Origin of the sequence: Kitasatospora sp. NPDC058162, from assembly GCF_042884005.1 — a bacterium.
Lineage (GTDB): Bacteria > Actinomycetota > Actinomycetes > Streptomycetales > Streptomycetaceae > Kitasatospora.
In genome coordinates, this window is sequence record NZ_JBHVUS010000007.1 from 293,933 (window position 1) to 309,446 (window position 15,514).

Below are 15,514 nucleotides of genomic sequence, written 5' to 3' on the forward strand. Positions count from 1 at the left end.
AACAGACCATCTCAGCACAGCTGGTCCACAAGCTCGGGGCGGGAGAAAACGACCTGGGATGTAAGGCATGCCCAGGTGGACCGGAGCTTAGGAACCTCACCGACGGAGAGGCCGTTGAGCGCGTCGAGCGCGGGGCCGTTGGGTTCGATCATCATGGCCTCCCAGCACAGCGGCTCGACCGGCGTTTCGTCAACACCGTTGCGAGGAAGCCCCTGACGAGGGATGTTTCGCATACCTCCGATCCCGGCGGGCAGCACCCGGGTATGACCCGCGTGCATCCGCTCGACCCCGTCGCCCTGCTCGGCGCCGACCAGCAGCACATCGCCACCCGGGCGCAGCTGCGCCGGCTCGGCGTGCCCTCCGGCACCATCGCCCACCGGCTGCGGCCGGGCGGCCCCTGGCAGCAGGTGCTGCCGCGGGTGATCTGCCTGCAGAGCGGGAGGTTGACGATCCATCAGAAACTGCGGGCGGCCCTGGCGTACGCGGGCCCCAAGGGGCGGGAGCCGCACCCCGGGGAGGTGCTGCTGACCGGGTTCGCGGTGCTGGCGGACGCGGGGCTGCCGAGCGCCGGGCACCCCGCCGACCTGGCCGAGGTCGATGTGCTGATCCCCGGCCAACGGCGGATCCGGGAGCGGGAGTTCGTCCGGATCCACCGGGCGTCCGGGGTGATGCCGGGCGGCTTCGAGCGGGACGACGGGCTGTGGAGCGCCCCGGTCGCGCGGGCGCTGGCGGACGTCGCGCCGCAGGAGACCGGGCAGCGCCGGTTCCGGGCGCTGTGCGCCGAGGCGGTGCAGCGCCGGCACTGCGAACTCGGCGAGCTGCTGGACCAGTTGCTCGCCCGGCCGGGGGCACTGGCGCTGCCCCAGGTGGCCCGGGTGGTGGAGGACCTGACCGCCGGGGTGCGGTCCGTGGTGGAGGGCGAGGCCCGTGAGCTGCTCGCCCACGCGGGCCTCCCGGAGCCGCTGTGGAACCCGGTGCTCTTCCTGGACGGCCGCTTCCTGGCGGTGCCGGACGCCTACTGGCCGCACGCCTGCGTGGCCCTGGAGATCGACTCCCACGCCTACCACCTGCGCCCGGCCGACCACGAGCGCGGCCTGGCGCGGGCCAACCGGCTGACTGCCGCGGGCCTGCCGGTGGTCCGCACCACCCCGGTCCAGCTGCGCCGCGACCCGGCCCCGGTGCTGCACGAGTTGACCGCCTTGGTCACCACCGGCCCGCACGGCCCGCACGGCCGGATCAGCTGGCGGCGGGCACGGTGAACCCACCGTCGTTTCAGGCGTGTCGGGCTCCGGCCGCGGCAGCGGCGGTGACCAGGCGGTGGAGTTCGGCGAGGTGGGCGGCGAGGGCCGCGCGGCCCTCGCCGGTGGCGGCGAGCCAGGTGCGCGGGCGCTTGCCGACGTAGCCCTTCTTCACCGTGAGGTAGCCGGCCTCCTCCAGGGTGGTGGCGGCCTTGCTGAGGACGGAGTCGGAGACCTCGCAGTGGTCCCGGACGGCGCCGAACTCGGCCTCGCGGCAGGCGTCGAGGAAGGCGAGCACGGTCAGCCGGGTGGCGTGCTGGAGCAGCGGGTCGAGGGCGGCGGGCATCAGCCGGCCTCCTGGGAGCGCCGGACCCGGCGGTTGAGCCGGTCGGTGCCCACCCAGAAGGTCAGGCCCGCCGCGAGCCCGGCGGCCCCGCCGATCCAGCGCGGGCCGCCGCCGGCCTGCCAGGCGAGCAGCATCCCGGCCGCCGACGCGGCGCAGACCGCGAGGACCGCGAGGGCGACCGGGCCGCCGATGCCGTCCGGCACGCCCCGGCGGACGATGCCGTCGCTGCGCACGGCGACCCGGGCGAGGACACCGGTCAGGGCGGCGAAGCCGCCCGCGAGCACGGCGATCAGGACGAACTGCCCGGTCTCGATGACCTGGCCGATCCCCAGGCCGTAGGCGGCGAACGCGAAGGCGAAGGCCGGCCCGCTCAGCAGCGCGGGTCGATCTCCTGGAAGGTCGCGTAGTGGTCCGCGGACCAGTACTGCTCGCCCGAACCGCCGGTGACGACCCGTCGGGTGCCGCGGTCGTTGGAGCCCGGGGTGAGCACGGTGAACTCGTGGTAGTAGCCGTTGCCCTTCTTCGGCAGCCGGCTCTCGCGGTTCTCGAAGACGATGCCGTCCCGGTTGTACGGGTAGGGGCCGCCCTTGGCGATCAGGCCGAGGGTGTCCTGGGCCTGGCTGGGGAGCTTGGTGCGGCAGACGTCGGCCAGCGCCGGGTCGGCGGGCACCCAGGTGCCGCTCGGGGAGGCGGCGCCGCCGGCCGGCGGGGACGGCTTGGGGGCCGAGGGCTTGGGGGCCGAGGCGCCCGCGGTGGTGGTGGCGCTCGCGGCGGCCTTGGGGTGGCTGCTGCCGCCCTTGCCGGCGAGCAGGTAGCCGACTCCGGCGAGCACGGCCAGGATCAGGACGGCCACGACGACGAGCGGGCTCTTGCTTCTGGTCATGCGGACCAGCTTGGCAGGCGGCGGCGTGCGGCCCGGCCAGTCACACACATGACGGACACCACACGCGGCGCGCGCAGACGTACGGCCGGGCGGGAACGGACGCCGTTGTCCGTTCCCGCCCGGCCGTGTCACGTACGCCGGTTCTCCTGCGCCGAGCTCCGGTGTACGCCCTCCCGACGGGAGGGTGAGCGGTCAGTCGTACCCGCGCGTGAGTAGGGGATGCCTACCCTCTCAGCGCGAGTCGCTGCCCGCCGTCTCGATGGCGGCGCGGCCTGCCTCCAGGCGCGCCACCGGGATCCGGAAGGGGGAGCAGGAGACGTAGTCCAGCCCCACCTCGTGGAAGAAGTGCACCGACTCCGGGTCGCCGCCGTGCTCGCCGCAGACGCCGAGCTTGAGGTCGGGGCGGGTGGCCCGGCCGGCCTGGACGGCGTGCTTGACCAGCGAGCCGACGCCGTCGCGGTCGATGGTCTCGAACGGGGAGACCCCGAAGATGCCCTTCTCCAGGTAGGCGGTGAAGAACGAGGCCTCCACGTCGTCCCGGGAGAAGCCCCAGACCGTCTGGGTCAGGTCGTTGGTGCCGAAGGAGAAGAACTCGGCGGCCTCGGCGATCTGACCGGCGGTCACCGCGGCGCGCGGCAGCTCGATCATGGTGCCGAGCTTGATCTCCAGGCTGACGCCGGTGGACCGGACGACCTCGGCGAGCACCCGCTCGCACTCGTCGCGGACCAGCTCCAGCTCCTGGACGGTGCCGACCAGCGGGATCATCACCTCGGGGCGCGGGTCCCCGCCGGCCAGCTTGCGCTCGGCGGCGGCCTCCGCGATGGCCCGGACCTGCATGCCGAACAGGCCGGGGATGACCAGGCCGAGGCGGACGCCGCGCAGGCCGAGCATCGGGTTCTGCTCGTGCAGCTTGTGCACCGCCTGGAGCAGGCGCAGGTCGTTCTCGTTCGGGTCCTTGCGGGCCTCGGCGAGGGCGACGCGCACCGACAGCTCGGTGATGTCCGGCAGGAACTCGTGCAGCGGCGGGTCGAGCAGGCGGACGGTGACGGGCAGTCCGTCCATCGCCTGGAAGAGCTCCAGGAAGTCGGCCTTCTGCAGCGGCAGCAGGGTGGAGAGGGCGAGCTCGCGGTCCTTGTCGTTGTCCGCGAGGATCAGGTGCTCGACCTCCTTGCGGCGCTCCTCACCGAGGAACATGTGCTCGGTGCGGCACAGGCCGATGCCCTGGGCGCCGTAGCGGCGGGCGCGCCCGCCGTCCTCGGCGTTGTCGGCGTTGGCGCGCACGGCCAGGCGGCGGCGGCCGTCGGCGTGCGACATCAGCCGGTGGACGGCCTGGACCAGCCCGCCCTGGACGTCGGCGCCGGCGTGCAGGGTGCCCTCGAAGTACTCGACCACGGGGGACGGCAGGACGGGCACCTCGCCGAGGTAGACCTTGCCGGTGGCGCCGTCGATCGAGACCACGTCGCCCTCGTGGACCACCAGGCCGTCGGCGGTGGTGAACTTGCGCGACTTGGTGTCGACCTCCAGCTCCTCGGCGCCGCAGACACAGGTCTTGCCCATGCCGCGGGCGACGACGGCGGCGTGCGAGGTCTTGCCGCCGCGCGAGGTGAGGATGCCCTCGGCGGCGATCATGCCGTCCAGGTCGTCCGGGTTGGTCTCGCGGCGGACCAGGATGACCTTCTCGCCGGAGCGGGACCACTTGACCGCGGTGTAGGAGTCGAAGACGACCTTGCCGATCGCGGCGCCGGGCGAGGCGGCCAGGCCCCAGCCGATCTGCTTGGACTCGCCGGTCGGGGCGAAGCGCGGGAACATCAGCTGGGCCAGCTGGCCGCCGGTGACGCGCATCAGGGCCTCGTCCAGGTCGATCAGGCCCTGGTCGACCAGCTGGACGGCGATCCGGAAGGCGGCCGCGGCGGTGCGCTTGCCGACCCGGGTCTGCAGCATCCAGAGCTTGCCGCGCTCGATGGTGAACTCGATGTCGCAGAGGTCGCGGTAGTGGTTCTCGAGCTTCTGCATGATCGCCATCAGCTCGTCGTACGACTTCTTGTCGAGCTTCTCCAGCTCGGACAGCTGCAGCGTGTTGCGGATGCCGGCGACGACGTCCTCGCCCTGGGCGTTGGACAGGTAGTCGCCGTAGACGCCCTGGGCACCGGTGGAGGGGTCGCGGGTGAAGGCGACGCCGGTGCCGGAGTCCTCGCCGAGGTTGCCGAAGACCATGGTGCAGACGTTGACCGCGGTGCCCAGGTCGTTCGGGATGCGCTCCTGGCGGCGGTAGAGCCGGGCGCGGTCGCCGTTCCAGGAGTGGAAGACGGCGTGCACGGCGAGGTCCATCTGCTCCCGCGGTTCCTGCGGGAAGGGCCGGCCGGTCTCGCGCTCGACGATGCCCTTGAACACCTCGACCAGTTCCCGGAGGTCGGAAGCGTCCAGGTCCAGGTCGTTGACGGTGCCCTTGGCGTGCTTGGCCTCGTCCAGGGCCTCCTCGAACAGCTCGCCGTCGACGCCCAGCACGGTCTTGCCGAACATCTGGACCAGGCGGCGGTAGGAGTCCCAGGCGAACCGCTCGTTGCCGGACTGGGCGACCAGGCCGACCACCGAGGCGTCGGAGAGGCCGATGTTCAGGACGGTGTCCATCATGCCGGGCATGGAGAACTTGGCACCGGAACGGACGGAGACCAGGAGCGGGTTGTCGGCCTGGCCGAGCTTCTTGCCCATCTCCTGCTCGAGGGCGTCCAGGTGGGCGCTGATCTCCTCGTGCAGCGAGGACGGCTCGCTACCGGTCTCCAGGAAGACCTTGCAGGCCTCGGTGGTGATGGTGAACCCCGGAGGGACGGGGAGGCCCAGGTTGGTCATCTCGGCCAGGTTCGCGCCCTTGCCGCCAAGAAGATCCTTGAGGTCCTTGTTTCCTTCGGTGAAGGAGTAAACAAACTTCTGCTGGGACGGCACGGGTCGGTCTCCTCGTACGCGGTTGCCCTGACGCCGGAGAACATACCCATTTCGAAGGCACTTCTCTGCCCTGAATAGGCCACACGAGGCTGGTACCCAGCGGTAACCCGATAGATCGAAAGCGCATAAAGGCGTTCACCTCTGTTGGTGAAATCGTCCCCCTGACGCTAGCCAGCGTTCAAGTCTTGAAGGCGGCGAAACAAGAAGATCGCCCGATCCGGACGCTGGGTAGCGGCCGCGGGTCGGTCGCGTTGCCCCGGCTTGATTTCCTGCACCCGGATCGGCCGATCGGCGTCGAACCGGCTTCGGGAAGCGTTTCACGGCCGACCTGTCCATTCCGTCCACTGACCGACCGTCAGTCACGACCGCGTGTGGCAAGCGTCACCAGCCCGTCTCGCCACTCGAACGTAGAACGCCTGCGCCAATCGTCGCACTCCGTCCAGGAACGTGCCCGTTCCGTGACATCTGGACGCCGAAAAGGAGCCCTCCTGTCCAGAATGGACAAGAGGGCTGGGACCGGGTGGCCAGCGGCCCCGAGGGGCCGAATCTGCCGGATCGGCTAGATCATCCGCCGGATGTGTCCGATTCGGCGTCCTCGCCCGGCCGGGCGCAGTCGTACGGATCGTCCAACCAGCCCTCCGGCAGGACCACCCGGCCGTTGCCGCTGGTGCGCCCGCGCGGGCCGTCCGCGCCGATCGGCCAGGTCTGGGTCTGCTCCACGTGGGCGAGGGTTTCGGCCAGTTCGGCCAGCGAGGAGGAGTTCGCCAGCTTCACCCGCAGCTCGGAGCCGACCGAGAAGCCCTTGGTGTACCAGGCGACGTGCTTGCGGAAGTCGACCACACCGCGCGCCTCGTCGCCCAGCCACTCGCCGAGCAGCTGGGCGTGGCGCACCATCGCCCGGGCCACGTAGCCGAAGTCGGGGCGGGCGTAGTCGACGTCCCCCTCGAAGATCGAGACCAGGTCCTTGAACAGCCACGGCCGACCCAGGCAGCCGCGGCCCACCACCACGCCGTCGCAGCCGGTCCCGCGCATCATCCGCAGCGCGTCGTCGGCCGACCAGATGTCCCCGTTGCCCAGCACCGGGACGTGCGCCGGGACGGCCTCGCGCAGCCGGGCGATCGCCGCCCAGTCGGCCGTACCGCCGTAGTGCTGCGCGGCGGTGCGCCCGTGCAGGGCGATCGCGGCCACGCCCTCCTCGGCGCCGATCCGGCCGGCGTCCAGGAAGGTGAGGTGGTCGTCGTCGATGCCCTTGCGCATCTTCATGGTCACCGGCAGGTCCCCGGCGTTGGCGACGGCCTCGCGCAGGATCTCGCGCAGCAGGTTGCGCTTGTACGGCAGCGCCGAGCCGCCGCCCTTGCGGGTCACCTTGGGGACGGGGCAGCCGAAGTTGAGGTCGATGTGGTCGGCCAGGCCCTCGTCCGCGATCATCCGGGCCGCCTTGCCGACGGTCGCCGGGTCCACCCCGTACAGCTGGATCGAGCGCGGCTTCTCGCTCGGGTCGAACTTGATCAGCTGCATGGTCTTGGCATTGCGCTCGACCAGCGCCCGGGTGGTGATCATCTCCGAGACGTACAGCCCCTTGCCGCCGCTCTGCTCCCGGCAGAGGGTGCGGAACGGGGCGTTGGTGATGCCGGCCATCGGCGCCAGCACGACGGGCGGCCACACCCGGATCGGGCCGATGTCCAGCGGCGCGAACTCGGACTCGGTCGCGGTGGGTGCGGGCGTGGCAGTCATGCGCGGCTGACCTCGGGTAGCGGGGACGGGACTCTCCATTGTCCCCCACCCGGGTGAGCGGCCTCCGCCGCGGCTGCGGCGGAGGCCGCCACCGGCCCTGGTGGCGCCTTGTTACGAGGACGGGCCGATCGTGACCGAGCCCGAGGTGACCTCGGTGTGGATGGTGTCCGAGCTGGTGGAGTCCTCCAGCACCGGGTCGATCCGGCCGCTGCCGCTGCCGACGTCACTGGAGAGCGCGTAGCGGCTGCCCTTCGGCACGGTCATGTTCACCGAACCCGAGGTGGCGCCGACGTCCACCGCGTGCGGGGCCTTGGCGAAGACCAGCTCCACCGAGCCCGAGGTGGTCCGGGCGGTCACCCGCGGCGCGCTCAGGTCGCTGGCCTGCACCAGGCCGGAGGTGGCCCGGGCCCACACCTCGCCGGAGGTGTCCGCCAGCTGCAGCACGCCGGAGGTCAGCTCCATCCGCACGCTGCCGCTCAGGCCGTCCACCGAGATCGAGCCGGAGGTCACCGACCCGGTCACCTCGGTCGCGGCCGGCACCTCCAGATCGATCTGGGCACCGCAGCCGAAGTCGGCGAGCGGCAGCACCTGCCGGCAGTGCATCCCGACGGTGAGCACGTCACCGTCGAAGACGGCCGACACCACCGGCTTGCGCACCATCCAGTCCAGCCGCTGCCGGACCACCACCTGGCCCTCCCCTCCCGCGAACACCCGCACCGAGGCACTGCCGGTCTCCAGCCTGACCCGGTGGATCAGGACGGGGTACGACTTGGACGTGGTGGTCCGCTGCTGCACCACCGCCGACCAGGTCTGCAGCCCCGCGGCGAGCATCACCAGGACGACCGCGAGCGTCCCGGTGACCCGCCAGACCTTCGCACCGTCCACGGCTACCCGACCTCCAGGAAGCGCAGCACCGCCATCACCCGGCGGTGGTTGTCGTCGGCCGGCGGGAGGTCCAGCTTGGTGAAGATCGAGTTGATGTGCTTGGCCACCGCGCTGTCACTGACCACCAGGGAAGCCGCGATCGCCGCGTTGGACCGGCCCTCCGCCATCAGCGAGAGCACGTCCCGCTCGCGCGGGGTCAGCTTCTCCAGCGGGTCCCGGTGGCGGCGCACCAGCAGCTGGGCCACCACCTCCGGGTCCAGCGCGGTGCCGCCCTCGGCGACCCGCTGCAGCGCGTCCACGAAGTCGTCCACATTGGCCACCCGCTGCTTCAGCAGGTAGCCGACCCCGCTGGTGTTGGTCGACAGCAGGTCCGCGGCGTAGCGCTCCTCCACGAACTGGGAGAGCAGCAGCACGGCGGTCTCCGGCCACTGCTGCCGGATCACCATCGCCGCCTTGACGCCCTCGTCGGTGTAGCCCGGGGGCATCCGGACGTCCGCGACCACCACCCCCGGGCGGTGCTCCTCGACGGCGGCGAGCAGTTCGACGGCGTCCCCGACCGCGGCCACCACCTCGTACCCCACCGCCTCCAGGACCTTGACCAGGCCGACCCTCAGCAGGACCGAGTCCTCGGCGATCACAGCACGCACGGCAACTCCACGGTGATGGTGGTGGGACCCCCGAGGGGGCTGAGAACGGACAGCGTGCCGTCGACCGAGCCGGCGCGCTGGCGCAGACCGGTGAGCCCGGTGCCGCGCGAGGCGTCCGCGCCGCCCACGCCGTCGTCGCTGACGACCAGGCGCAGCCGGCCGCCGGTCGTCCGCACCGAGACGTCGACCTGCTTGGCCCGGGCGTGCTTGGCCACGTTGGTGAGCGCCTCGGAGACGGTGAAGTAGGCGACCGCCTCGACGGTCGGGGCGATCTGCTCGGACAGCTCGACGTCCAGCCGCACCGGCAGCGGGGCGCGCGCGGCGATGCCGGACAGCGCCGCGTCCAGGCCGCGGTCCTCCAGGACGGCCGGGTGCAGGCCGCGGACCAGGTCGCGCAGCTCGTCGATGGCGGCCTGGGCCTCCTCGTGCGCCTCCACGATCACCTGCATCACCTCCGGCGGCACGTCCTTGAGGGTGCGCCGGGCCAGGCCCAGGTTCATCGCCAGGGAGGTCAGCCGCTGCTGGGCGCCGTCGTGCAGGTCACGCTCGATCCGGCGGCGCTCCGCGTCCACCGCGTCGACCAGGCCGGCCCGGCTCTCGGCGATCTCCTCGACCCGCTGCTCCAACTGCTCCGTCCGGTCGGGGCCGAGCAGCCGCTGCGCCGCGCGGACCTCCAGCCAGGCCATCAGCCCGGCCAGCCAGGGCGTCAGCACCGCCAGCAGCAGGCCGCAGACCGTGAACGCCACCAACTCGGGCCAGTCCCCGCGCAGGTCGACGGACGGCGGCATCAGCCAGATCCAGCCGTACACCGTGGTCAGCACCAGGGCCGCGCCCCAGGCGTACACCACCAGCGCCGCACCGAGTGCCAGCAGCGGGCCGACCAGCAGGTGGTAGGCGGTCTGCCGCCAGGTCAGCACCGTCCGGACCCGGCCCATCAGCCGGCTCGGAGCGTCCCCGGGGCGCGGCGGCGGCACCACCACGCCGTGCAGGGTGCGGAGCCGGCCGCGCTGGACGGCGGACAGCGGGCGGGCACAGGCCAGCAGGACCGCGAGGACCGGGAAGAGCAGCTTGGACTCGGTGACGGCCAGCCAGGCCGGCAGGGCCAAGGGTATTCCGGCGGCTATGAAGCGGGTCTCCCGCCAGGCCTCGGCCGACCACGGTGGCCGCCGGAGGCTCCTGACGAGCGCTCGGCGCAACGTGGTGGAGGGCATGCCGGACAGCGTAGGGCCCGGTGATCAACGGCCGCCATGAAGGGGGGTACCCGCCGGGGGTGTAGCTAGATACACCCCTGATTCGGTGTGGAGCACCACCGACAAGGGACCCCTCCTCGCGGAAGGCTTGGGGACATGACGAGCACCGCATCGCACTCCGCCACTCCGCCGCACGGGCGGCCCGTCCCCGGGGACCACGGGGGTGTTCCCGGGGGCGCGCTCCGCCCGGCGCCGGGGCCGGAGGGGACGCTGCCCGCCGGGGCCGGGCCCTGGTCGGTCCGCAGCGTCGGGTCCGGCCGCGGCCGGGCCGCGCTGGAGCTGTACCAGCACGGCGAGTTGGCCGACGTCCTGGTCGCCGCCCGGCTCGCCCCGCAGCTGGTGCGGGGCGCGCGGCGCAGCCCGTCCTCCACCGGGCGCGGCTCGCACGTGCTCGCCTGGGGGCGGCTGCCCGCGGACGGCCGGGTGCCCTCGGTGGTGTTCACCGGCGGGCGGCGGCTGTTCGGCACCGTCCGGGCGGCGGTGGCCGAGGTGGTCACGGTGGCCGGGCAGTTCTGGCTCGCCCTGGCCGAGGGGCCGTACGACGCGGTGCAGGTCGGGCACCAGGCGGGCGGGCCGGTCGAGCGGCTCGCGCTGGAGCGGGTGCGGCAGGCGACTGGGGGTGCGGCATGAGTATCGCCGTCGTCTCGGGGGCTCCGGCGTACGTCCTGCCGGAGCGGTTCCGGCGGCTGCCGCGGCTGGCGGCCTTCGGGCTGCTGCCCTGGCTGATGATCCTGGCCGTCAACCACGAGACCCCGTGGGTGGTGCTGGACCTCGCGGAGTTCGCCGCGCTGCTCTCGCTGGACGCGCTGCTGCGCCGGGGCAGTGCCGCCGCCCCGTGGCTGGGCGGGGCGGTGGCCCTGCTGCTGGCCGGGGACGCGCTGGCCGACATCGCCTGCGCCGGGCCGGGGCACGCGGTGCTCGCCGCCCTGGTGATGGCCTGCTGCATCGAACTGCCGCTGGCGGCGGTCTGCTTGCTGCTGGGGCGCGAGGCGATACCCGGGGCGGTCCGCGCAGTACGTGGTTAGGGCTGCGCGGGCAGCCGGTCCATCAGGACGCGGGTCTCCTCGTCCAGCGGGGTGTAGCTGATCAGCCGCGTCCCGAGCCGGGGGCCGAGCCAGAAGTTGGTGTACTCGCAGCGCAGCAGGCCCACGCCCGGCACCTGGAAGCGCTTGATCCCGTTGCCCGGCCGCATCACCTCGTGCCGCTGCCACTCCTCCTCGAAGTCCGGCGAGGCCTTGCGCAGCCGGGCCAGCAACGCCTTCCAGGCCGGCTCGGCGGAGTGGTCGGCCATCGCGGCGCGGAACCGGGCCACCATGCCGAGGCGCTCCGTCCGGTAGTCGATCAGCACGTCGCGGAAGCGCGAGGGGGTGAACGCCAGCCACATCAGGTTCCGCTCCTCCGGGGGCAGTTCCCCGAGGTCGCCGACGATGGCGGTGTACGGCACGTTGTGCGCCAGGATGTCGTAGCGGGAGTTGACCGCGGCGGCCGGGTACGGCGCCAGCTGCTCCAGCACCAGCCGTACGCTCGGCGTCACCGAGGGGCAGTCCGTCACCGGCGCCGGGTCGTCCGCGCCGGCCAGGGTGAACAGGTGCGCCCGCTCGCTCGGGTCCAGCAGCAGTGCCCGGGCCACCGCGTCGAGCACCTGGGCGGACACCTGGATGTCCCGCCCCTGCTCCAGCCACGTGTACCAGGTCACCCCCACCGCGGCCAGCTGTGCCACCTCCTCCCGGCGCAGCCCCGGGGTGCGGCGGCGGCCGGTCAGCGGCAGGCCGACCTGCTCGGGGGCGATGCGCTCGCGGCGGCTGCGCAGGAACGCCGCCAGGTCGTGCCGGCGGGCCTCGTCGGGTGTGGCGCGGTGCTGCCCGGCGGAACCGGGGCGGCCTTGCGCGGCCGAACCGGAACGGGCTTGCGCGGCCGGGGTCATCAGGCTCATGCTCCCCAGCATGCGGCACGCGGCAGCCTGTTGCCAGGTACTTCTTATACCTGGATAACCACACTCTGGTACCAGGGTACGAAGCGGCGGATCGTATGACCCGTGACTCAACAACTCGCCGTCGCCCCGGCCCCGATCCGGACCGCCCCCGCAGCCGCAGCCGCTCCGCACACCGCCACCCTCGGCACCGCCGGGCTGGTCACCGTCCTGCTCGGCGCCTTCCTGCCGATGCTCGACTTCTTCATCGTCAACGTCGCCCTGCCCACCATCGACAAGGACCTGGCCGCCGGACCGGCCGTCCTGGAACTCGTCGCGGCCGGCTACGGCATCACCTTCGCCGTCCTGCTCGTCCTCGGCGGACGGCTCGGCGACACCTTCGGCCGCCGTCGGCTCTTCGTCGCCGGGGCCGTCGCCTTCGCCCTCACCTCGCTGGCCTGCGGCCTCGCCCCCGACGCGTGGTCCCTGGTCGCCGCCCGGGCCGCCCAGGGCGCCTCGGCCGCGCTGCTGATCCCGCAGGTGCTCGGCACCATCACCGCCGCCACCGACGGCGCCCGGCGCGGCCGCGCGCTCAGCGTCTACGGCGCGGTCGGCGGCATCTCCGTGGTGATCGGGCAGGTGCTCGGCGGGATGCTCGTGGCCGCCGACCTGTTCGGCACCGGCTGGCGCTCGGTCTTCCTGCTGAACGTCCCGTTCGCGCTGCTCGCCGTGGTCCTCGCCGTCCGGTACGTGCCGGAGAGCCGGGCCAGCCAGGCCGCCGCGGTCGACGTGCCCGGCACCGCCCTGCTCACCGCCTCGCTGCTCTCCCTGCTCGTCCCGCTGATGGAGGGCCGCGCGGCCGGCTGGCCGCTCTGGTCCTGGGTGCTGCTCGCCCTGTTCCCGGTGTTCGCCACCGCCTTCGCCCTGGTCGAACGCCGCGCCGAACAGCGCGGCGCCACCCCGCTGGTGCCGCCCACCCTGCTGCGGATCCCCGAGATGCGGCGCGGCCTCGGCATCGCGCTCCCCTACTTCGCCGGCTTCGGCGGCTTCATGTTCGTCATCGCCGTCGCCCTCCAGCAGGGCATGCGGCTCGGCGTGGTCGCGGCCGGCTGGGCGCTCGTCCCGATGGCCGTCGGCTACTTCACCGCCTCGCTCTCCGGCCCGCGGCTGATCGGCCGCTGGGGCAGCCGGGTGCTCAGCGCCGGAGCCGTCATCCAGGCCCTCGGCCTCGCCACCATCGCCGTGACCGTGCTCGCCGACGCGGACCACTTCTCCCCGCTGCGGATGGCCCCCGGCGTCGCCCTCGCGGGCATCGGCCAGGGCCTGATCGGCACCCCGCTGTTCCGGGTCGTCCTCTCCAAGGTGCCCGCCGCCCGGGCCGGGGTCGGCAGCGGCGTCCTCGCCACCAGCCAGCAGGCCAGCCTCGCCCTCGGCGTCGCCACCCTCGGCACCCTCTACCTCTCCCTCTCCCCCAGCCTCGGCATGGGCCGGGCGCTCGCCCTGTGCCTCGGCATCCAGCTGCTGGGCTCCTTCACCGTGCTGTACCTGACCACCCGCCTGCCCCGCTCCATCGGCTGAGCCCGGCGGGCCCACGGGCCCACGGGCGACGACGCACGGCCCCGCGACCGGTTCCCGCCGGTCGCGGGGCCGTTGCCGTGCTGCGGGTTCAGCTCCTGGGGGGCGGAACCGGGGGCGCTCCCGGGGGCGCTACCGGTGGAGCTCGTCCAGCCAGCGGCCGACCAGTCCCCGTGTCGTGGATCCGCCGGCCGGGCCGCAGGTACTCCTCGAAGAGCTCCCAACTGCGCCTGTCCAGGCGGGCCGTGACGTAGCCGAACAGCTCGCGGTCGGCGGTCGGGAGCCCGGCGAGCAGGTCCTCACCGGCGTCAGGGTCAAGCGGCCGTCCGACACCGGGCCGACCGGAGGGTCAGGCGAGTTCCTTGACCACGGACAGGTACTCCTGGATGGCGTCGCGGTTGCGGGTCAGGCACTCGATGCGGCGGGTCATCCGCTCCGTCTCGGACTCCAGGGTGTCGAGCATCTCCGGGGTGGCGTCCGCGAAGTGGATCGTCCGCGGGGCCTCCAGACAGGGCAGGATCTGCTTGATGATCCGGGTCGGCAGCCCCGCGTCCAGCAGGCCGCGGATCTGCAGCACCCGGTCCACCAGGTAGTCGTCGTAGTCCCGGTAGCCGTTCGCCTCACGGCGCGGGAAGATCAGGCCCTGCTTCTCGTAGTAGCGCAGCAGGCGCGGAGCGGTCTCCGTCAGCCGGGCCAGTTCGCCGATCCGCATGTGACCACCCTCACGTCCGGGCCGGGCCGTTCCGGCTGGACCTTGACATCGATGTCAACGATAGACGATCGGGCACATGTCGACGAACGAACTCCGTTCCCCCGCCTCCCCGATGACGATCCCGGCCACGGCCACGGCCGCGCCCCATGCTCCGGACGCAGCCGCCACTCCTCCGGACGCGCCGCCGGCCCGGCTGCCCTGGCCCGCGCTACTGGCCCTGAGCACCGGCGGATTCATCACCCTGATGACCGAGGCGCTGCCCGCCGGCGTCCTGCCCGCGATGAGCGCCGACCTCGGCGTCAGCCAGTCCGGTGCCGGACAGTCCGTCACCCTCTACGCGGTCGGCTCCATCGTCGCCGCCATCCCGCTGACCGCCGCCACCGCCGGCTGGCCGCGCAAGCGGCTGCTGCTCCTCGCCGTCGGCGGCTTCACCCTCGCCAATGCCGTCACCGCGGTCTCCGGGAACTACCCGCTCACCATGGCCGCCCGCTTCGCGGCGGGCCTGGTCGCCGGCATGCTCTGGGCCCTGCTGGCCGGGTACGCCCGCAGCATCGTCACGCCCGAGCAGCGCGGGCGGGCCATGGCCGTCGCGATGAGCGGCGCCACGGTCGCCCTGTCCGTCGGGGTGCCGGCCGGCACGCTGCTCGCCGGAGCCGCCGGGTGGCGGGTCGCCTTCGGGCTGATGAGCGTCCTCGCGCTCGCGCTCGTCGGCTGGATCGCCGCCGCCGTCCCCCCGGCCCCCGGCCGGGCCGAACACGACCGGCTGCCGCTCCGGAAGGTGCTCCGGATCCCCGGCGTCGGCGCCGTCCTGGCCGTCACCGCGGCCTTCGTGCTCGCCCACAACATCCTCTACACCTACGTCGCGGCCCTGCTCGAACCACTGCACCTCGGCGGGCGGACCGACACCGTCCTGCTCGTCCTCGGCCTGGCCTCCCTGGTGAGCATCGCCGCCACCGGGGCCCTGATCGACCGGCACCTGCGCACCCTCACCCTCACCGCCTGCGTCCTCGTCGCCGCCGCGACCCTGACCCTCGCCGCCGCCCTGCTCGGCTCGGCGCCCTGGGCCGTCTACGCCGCCGCCGCGATCTGGGGCCTCGGCTTCGGCGGCGTCGCCACCCTGCTGCAGACCGCCGTCGCCGACGCCGCCGACACGGCCGCCGACCTCGCCCAGTCCCTGCTGGTCACCTGCTGGAACCTCGGCATCGCCGCCGCCGCGTCCGCCGGCGGCCTCCTCCTCGACCACGCCGGACCACAGTCCCTGCCCTGGTCGGCCCTGGCCCTGCTGGCCCTCGCCCTGGCGGTGACGGCGGCAGCCCGCCGCCACGGCTTCCCGGGCCGGGGGCTCCCGGGGCGGAGGTGACGCTCGTCCGGGTGAACCCGACGCACGCTGCTCGC

General features: G+C 73.2%; 15 protein-coding genes. 5 read left to right on the forward strand and 10 right to left on the reverse strand.

The features are described 5' to 3' along the window. Positions 1-263: 263 nt before the first annotated feature. On the forward strand, positions 264-1,259 hold the full coding sequence (locus tag ACFVXG_RS16965; protein ID WP_387928249.1) for a hypothetical protein: 996 nt from the start codon (positions 264-266) through the stop codon (positions 1,257-1,259). A gap of 13 nt (positions 1,260-1,272) precedes the next feature. On the opposite strand, the gene ACFVXG_RS16970 is transcribed toward ACFVXG_RS16965, so the two are convergent. The 8 genes from ACFVXG_RS16970 to ACFVXG_RS17005 form a co-directional block, all read right to left on the reverse strand. Further along, on the reverse strand, positions 1,273-1,584 hold the full coding sequence (locus ACFVXG_RS16970) for a transcriptional regulator (RefSeq protein ID WP_387928250.1): 312 nt from the start codon (positions 1,582-1,584) through the stop codon (positions 1,273-1,275). Beyond that, positions 1,584-1,868 (reverse strand): hypothetical protein, encoded by a 285-nt coding sequence (locus ACFVXG_RS16975; protein ID WP_387928252.1) that lies wholly within the window; start codon positions 1,866-1,868, stop codon positions 1,584-1,586. Before ACFVXG_RS16975 ends, ACFVXG_RS16970 begins: the two co-directional genes overlap by 1 nt. Positions 1,869-1,954: 86 nt before the next feature. Continuing rightward, entirely contained in the window at positions 1,955-2,467 is a 513-nt protein-coding gene (locus ACFVXG_RS16980) for a ribonuclease (RefSeq protein WP_387928254.1), read from the reverse strand. A gap of 231 nt (positions 2,468-2,698) precedes the next feature. Next, entirely contained in the window at positions 2,699-5,407 is a 2,709-nt protein-coding gene (gene ppdK, locus ACFVXG_RS16985; protein WP_387928255.1) for a pyruvate, phosphate dikinase, read from the reverse strand. Positions 5,408-5,971: 564 nt separating this feature from the next. Further along, positions 5,972-7,141, reverse strand: a complete 1,170-nt coding sequence (dusB, locus tag ACFVXG_RS16990) for a tRNA dihydrouridine synthase DusB (RefSeq protein WP_387928257.1) — start codon at positions 7,139-7,141, stop codon at positions 5,972-5,974. A 111-nt stretch (positions 7,142-7,252) separates the two neighbouring features. Continuing rightward, entirely contained in the window at positions 7,253-8,026 is a 774-nt protein-coding gene (locus ACFVXG_RS16995; RefSeq protein WP_387928258.1) for a DUF4097 family beta strand repeat-containing protein, read from the reverse strand. Positions 8,027-8,028: 2 nt separating this feature from the next. Then, positions 8,029-8,673, reverse strand: a complete 645-nt coding sequence (locus tag ACFVXG_RS17000) for a response regulator (protein ID WP_387928260.1) — start codon at positions 8,671-8,673, stop codon at positions 8,029-8,031. After that, complete coding sequence (locus tag ACFVXG_RS17005) at positions 8,661-9,884, reverse strand: sensor histidine kinase (protein WP_387928262.1); 1,224 nt, start codon at positions 9,882-9,884, stop codon at positions 8,661-8,663. The genes ACFVXG_RS17000 and ACFVXG_RS17005 overlap by 13 nt, the downstream gene beginning before the upstream one ends. Before the next feature lie 135 nt (positions 9,885-10,019). Between ACFVXG_RS17005 and ACFVXG_RS17010 the strand changes: the two genes are divergently transcribed. After that, positions 10,020-10,553, forward strand: coding sequence for a hypothetical protein (locus ACFVXG_RS17010; RefSeq protein ID WP_387928264.1), 534 nt, complete (start codon positions 10,020-10,022; stop codon positions 10,551-10,553). Further along, positions 10,550-10,948, forward strand: a complete 399-nt coding sequence (locus ACFVXG_RS17015) for a hypothetical protein (RefSeq protein ID WP_387928266.1) — start codon at positions 10,550-10,552, stop codon at positions 10,946-10,948. The genes ACFVXG_RS17010 and ACFVXG_RS17015 overlap by 4 nt, the downstream gene beginning before the upstream one ends. Here the strand turns inward: ACFVXG_RS17015 and ACFVXG_RS17020 are convergent. Then, positions 10,945-11,856, reverse strand: a complete 912-nt coding sequence (locus ACFVXG_RS17020) for a helix-turn-helix transcriptional regulator (protein ID WP_387928268.1) — start codon at positions 11,854-11,856, stop codon at positions 10,945-10,947. The two genes, ACFVXG_RS17015 and ACFVXG_RS17020, sit on opposite strands and share 4 nt — an antisense overlap. Positions 11,857-11,958: 102 nt before the next feature. Here ACFVXG_RS17020 and ACFVXG_RS17025 point away from each other — a divergent pair, with 102 nt between their 5' ends. Continuing rightward, on the forward strand, positions 11,959-13,410 hold the full coding sequence (locus ACFVXG_RS17025; protein ID WP_387928270.1) for an MFS transporter: 1,452 nt from the start codon (positions 11,959-11,961) through the stop codon (positions 13,408-13,410). Between the two features lie 346 nt (positions 13,411-13,756). Here the strand turns inward: ACFVXG_RS17025 and ACFVXG_RS17030 are convergent, their stop codons facing one another. After that, positions 13,757-14,119, reverse strand: a complete 363-nt coding sequence (locus ACFVXG_RS17030; protein ID WP_387928272.1) for a MerR family transcriptional regulator — start codon at positions 14,117-14,119, stop codon at positions 13,757-13,759. Between the two features lie 76 nt (positions 14,120-14,195). Between ACFVXG_RS17030 and ACFVXG_RS17035 the strand changes: the two genes are divergently transcribed. Beyond that, on the forward strand, positions 14,196-15,479 hold the full coding sequence (locus ACFVXG_RS17035; RefSeq protein WP_387928274.1) for an MFS transporter: 1,284 nt from the start codon (positions 14,196-14,198) through the stop codon (positions 15,477-15,479). Positions 15,480-15,514: the final 35 nt, after the last annotated feature.